This window comes from Pseudomonas sp. (assembly GCF_050739655.1).
GTDB lineage: Bacteria > Pseudomonadota > Gammaproteobacteria > Pseudomonadales > Pseudomonadaceae > Aquipseudomonas.
Genome location: NZ_JBOIBY010000666.1, coordinates 1 through 4714, shown reverse-complemented (window position 1 = coordinate 4714; position 4714 = coordinate 1). Strand labels below are relative to the sequence as shown.

Annotated in this window: 6 protein-coding genes; 5 read left to right on the top strand and 1 reads right to left on the bottom strand. The window is 61.0% G+C overall.

The window, feature by feature from the left end; translation table 11 throughout:
* Positions 1-472, bottom strand: a 472-nt coding sequence (locus ACRESJ_RS31565; protein ID WP_431761405.1) for a beta-eliminating lyase-related protein, incomplete at its 3' end; no start/stop codon positions are given.
* A 132-nt stretch (positions 473-604) separates the two neighbouring features.
* Between ACRESJ_RS31565 and ACRESJ_RS31560 the strand changes: the two genes are divergently transcribed.
* From ACRESJ_RS31560 to ACRESJ_RS31540, 5 genes are all read left to right on the top strand, one after another.
* Positions 605-1330 carry a TraX family protein gene (locus ACRESJ_RS31560; protein WP_431761404.1) on the top strand — a complete coding sequence of 242 codons (726 nt, stop codon included), beginning with the start codon at positions 605-607 and terminating at the stop codon, positions 1328-1330.
* A 284-nt stretch (positions 1331-1614) separates the two neighbouring features.
* Positions 1615-2868: a serine hydroxymethyltransferase gene (glyA, locus tag ACRESJ_RS31555; protein WP_431761403.1), complete on the top strand. Its 1254-nt coding sequence runs from the start codon at positions 1615-1617 to the stop codon at positions 2866-2868.
* 23 nt (positions 2869-2891) lie between these two features.
* On the top strand, positions 2892-4142 hold the full coding sequence (locus ACRESJ_RS31550) for a sarcosine oxidase subunit beta (RefSeq protein ID WP_007980419.1): 1251 nt from the start codon (positions 2892-2894) through the stop codon (positions 4140-4142).
* 14 nt (positions 4143-4156) lie between these two features.
* A complete protein-coding gene (locus tag ACRESJ_RS31545) occupies positions 4157-4486 on the top strand; it encodes a sarcosine oxidase subunit delta (protein WP_128604896.1) in 330 nt (109 codons plus the stop codon).
* Positions 4483-4714 (top strand): 2Fe-2S iron-sulfur cluster-binding protein (locus ACRESJ_RS31540; RefSeq protein ID WP_431761402.1); only part of this gene is annotated, 232 nt, incomplete at its 3' end. The genes ACRESJ_RS31545 and ACRESJ_RS31540, both read left to right, overlap by 4 nt.

The following is a 4714-nucleotide window of genomic DNA, read 5'->3' as shown; positions in this document are numbered from 1 at the left end:
GGATTTCGTCCGGGGTGTAGACGCTGCCGACTTCAGTGGCTTGAGTCAGGGTCACGACGCGGGGTTTCGGGTAATGGATGTCCTGGCGCTTGAGTGCGACTTCGCGGATCGATTCCGGCGTGAGCTTTCCGTTTTCGGTGCCGGCGATCAGCAGCTTGGAGCCGTTGGAGAAAAATTCCGGGGCACCGCATTCGTCGGTTTCGACGTGGGCGGTTTCCGAGCAGATCACGCTGTGGTAACTCTGGCACAGCGACGACAGGGCCAGGGAGTTGGCGGCGGTGCCGTTGAAGGCGAAAAACACTTCGCAGTCGGTTTCGAACAGTTTGCGGAAATCGTCGGACGCGCGGGCAGTCCACTCGTCGTCGCCGTAGGCGCGCTGGTGGCCATGGTTGGCCTGTTCCATGGCAGCCCAGGCTTCAGGGCAAATGCCGGAATAGTTGTCGCTGGCGAATTGTTGGCTCTTATCGGTCATGGCCTGCTTCCGTGGTCGAGGCGCCTATGGTGAAGCGTCTCGTGGTCAATGAGGGTGCGCACTCTACCGAAGATCGTCCGGGGAGCACACGGGATGTCACTGTCAGAAAAAATACAAGGATGCCGGGTAATTATGCACGTGACTTCGCATGTGACACAGCGCGACGGTGCACTGGATTTGCTCAAGTGGCTGGCGCTGCTGTGCATGGTCCTCGACCACTTGCGTTATGTCGGTTATTCCGCTGATTGGTTGTATGTGCCCGGGCGTCTGGCGTTCCCGTGGTTCTGCCTGGCGATGGCGGCCAATCTGGCGCGTGCGTCCGTCACGACCAACGGGCAGTGGCGCTACCTGGGCTGGTTGATGCTGTTCAGCGCGGTCAGCGAAATTCCCTATCGATGGTTCCTGCCCAACCCCGACACCTGGAATGTGATGCCCACGCTCGTACTGGGGCTTCTGGTGGCGCGTGGCTGGCAGGATCGCAGTCTTCAAATGCGACTGTTGGCGGTCGCTGCCATCGTGCTGGCGGCACTGTTTGCATCGAAACTGATGTTCGGCTTCTTCGGTGTGTTGTTGCCGCTGGCGATGCTACTGGTGATCCGCCGTCCTTGGTATTTCGCCCTGGTACCGGGGATTGTCTGCCTGGCAGCCAATCAGTGGCAGGTGTTGTATTACTCCATTCGACTGGGCAATCACGTGGCGATGGCGGCGGTTGCCACTTGTCTGATTGCGCCATGGCTCGGGCTGTTCCTTTTACGACACGTCCATGACGTAAAACCACCACCCATGCGGCGCTGGGCGTATGTGCTGTATCCCGTGCATTTCCTTATCCTCTACGCATTACGACAAGCAATCACCTGACCCTGTGGGAGCTGGCTTGCCAGCGATGGCGGCGGCACATCCCATATTGATGGTGGCTGACACACCGCCATCGCGGGCAAGCCCGCTCCCACAGGGTTTTGAGGTGTGCTGAGGGTTGCGTTCCAACGGTCCATTTCCCGCTATGTCGTAAACGCACCTTTGCGTGGCGCCCATAGGCATTTGGCCTGTCTGCGCCGGTCATACCATCGCATTCAAAGGGCACTGCCGAACCGTCGGTGCCTTACCGAGACGAATGGCGCACAGATGCCGCTGGGAGAGACGCGATGTTCAGCAAGCAAGACCAGATCCAGGGTTACGATGATGCACTGCTGGCGGCAATGAATGCCGAAGAGCAACGTCAGGAAGATCACATCGAGCTGATTGCGTCGGAGAACTACACCAGCAAGCGCGTCATGCAAGCGCAAGGCAGCGGCCTGACCAACAAGTACGCCGAAGGCTATCCGGGCAAGCGTTACTACGGCGGCTGCGAGCACGTGGACAAGGTTGAAGCCCTGGCCATCGAGCGCGCCAAGCAACTGTTCGGCGCCGATTACGCCAACGTCCAGCCGCACTCCGGTTCCTCGGCCAACAGCGCCGTTTACCTGGCGCTGCTGCAAGCCGGTGACACCATCCTGGGCATGAGCCTGGCCCATGGCGGTCACCTGACCCACGGCGCCAAAGTTTCGTCTTCGGGCAAGCTGTACAACGCCGTTCAGTACGGCATCAACACCGATACCGGCCTGATCGATTACGACGAAGTCGAGCGTCTGGCCGTCGAGTGCAAGCCGAAGATGATCGTTGCCGGCTTCTCTGCCTACTCCAAGACCCTGGATTTCCCACGCTTCCGTCAGATCGCCGACAAGGTTGGCGCGCTGCTGTTCGTCGACATGGCCCACGTCGCTGGTCTGGTCGCTGCCGGCCTGTACCCGAACCCGCTGCCGTACGCCGACGTGGTGACCACCACCACCCACAAGACCCTGCGCGGTCCACGTGGCGGCCTGATCCTGGCCAAGTCCAACGAAGAAATCGAGAAGAAGCTCAACGCCGCGGTATTCCCAGGTGCCCAGGGCGGCCCGCTGATGCACGTGATCGCCGGTAAGGCCGTGTGCTTCAAGGAAGCGCTGGAGCCAGGCTTCAAGGCTTACCAGCAGCAAGTGATCGACAACGCCCAGGCCATGGCCGGCGTGTTTATCAAACGCGGCTACGATGTAGTGTCCGGCGGTACCGATAACCACCTGTTCCTGGTCAGCCTGATCCGTCAGGGCCTCACCGGCAAAGAGGCGGATGCAGCCCTCGGTCGCGCCCACATCACCGTGAACAAGAACGCCGTGCCGAACGATCCACAGTCGCCGTTCGTCACCTCCGGCCTGCGCATCGGCACCCCGGCGGTCACCACTCGCGGCTTCAAGGTTGCGCAGTGCGTCGAGCTTGCCGGCTGGATCTGCGACATCCTCGACAACCTCGGCGATGCCGATGTCGAGGCCAATGTTGCCCAGCAAGTCTCGGCCCTGTGCGCAGACTTCCCGGTTTATCGCTGAGTGCGGTTTTGGAGTAAATGACTATGCAACGCTACTCAGGCTTCGGCCTCTTCAAACACTCTCTCAGCCACCATGAAAACTGGCAGCGGATGTGGCGCACGCCAACGCCGAAAAAGGTTTACGACGTGGTCATCGTCGGCGGTGGCGGGCATGGTCTGGCGACCGCCTACTACCTGGCCAAGGAGCACGGCATCACCAACGTGGCCGTGGTCGAAAAGGGCTGGCTGGGCGGCGGTAACACCGCGCGCAACACCACCATCGTTCGCTCCAACTACCTGTGGGACGAGTCGGCGCACCTGTACGAACACGCGATGAAACTGTGGGAAGGCCTGTCCCAGGACCTGAACTACAACGTGATGTTCTCCCAGCGCGGCGTCTACAACCTGTGCCACACCCTGCAGGACATTCGTGATTCCGAGCGTCGGGTCAGCGCCAACCGCCTCAACGGCGTGGACGGCGAGCTGCTCGATGCCAAGCAAGTGGCCGACGAGATCCCGTACCTCGACTGCTCAAAGAACACCCGCTACCCGGTGATGGGCGCTACCGTCCAGCGTCGCGGCGGCGTGGCCCGTCACGATGCCGTGGCCTGGGGCTTTGCCCGAGCCGCCGACGCCTTGGGTGTGGACCTGATCCAGCAGACCGAAGTGATCGGCTTCCGCAAGGAAAACGGCGTGTGCATCGGTGTCGAAACCAACAAGGGCTTCATCGGCGCCAAGCGCGTCGGTGTGGTCACTGCCGGTAACTCCGGGCACATGGCCAAGCTGGCCGGTTTCCGTCTGCCGATCGAATCCCACCCGCTGCAAGCGCTGGTGTCGGAGCCGATCAAACCAATCATCGACAGCGTGATCATGTCCAACGCCGTTCACGGTTACATCAGCCAGTCCGACAAGGGCGACCTGGTGATCGGCGCCGGTATCGACGGCTACAACGGCTACGGCCAGCGTGGTTCGTACCCGGTGATCGAGCACACCATCCAGGCCATCGTCGAAATGTTCCCTGTGCTGTCGCGCGTACGCATGAACCGTCAGTGGGGCGGCATCGTCGACACCACGCCGGACGCTTGCCCGATCATCTCGAAAACGCCTGTGCCGAACATGTTCTTCAACTGCGGTTGGGGTACCGGTGGCTTCAAGGCAACACCTGGTTCGGGCAACGTGTTTGCCGCGAGTCTGGCCAAGGGTGAAATGCACCCGCTGGCCGCACCTTTCTCCATCGACCGTTTCCACAACGGTGCGTTGATCGATGAACACGGCGCTGCTGCGGTTGCCCACTAACAGGAGAAATCCCCATGTTGCATATCTTCTGTCCTCACTGCGGCGAGCTGCGCTCTGAAGAGGAATTCCACGCATCCGGCCAGGCGCACATCCCGCGTCCACTGGATCCGACCAGCTGCACCGACGAGGAGTGGGGCGACTACATGTTCTTCCGCGACAACCCTCGCGGTCTGCACCATGAACTGTGGATTCACGCCGCCGGTTGCCGTCAGTACTTCAACGCCACCCGCGACACCGTGACCTACGAGATTCTCGAAACCTACAAGATCGGCACCAAGCCACAATTCACCGACAAGACCGATAGCCCGAAAGCGGCCACCACGGCTCTGGGAGAGAAGGTATGAGCCAGATCAATCGCCTGTCCAACGGCGGACGGATCGACCGCAACAAAGTCCTCAGCTTCACCTTCAACGGCCAGAGCTACAAAGGCTTTGAGGGCGACTCGCTGGCCGCTGCACTGCTGGCCAACGGCGTCGACATCATCGGTCGCAGCTTCAAGTATTCGCGTCCTAGGGGCATCTTCGCCGCCGGCACCGAAGAGCCGAACGCCGTATTGCAGATTGGCGCCACCG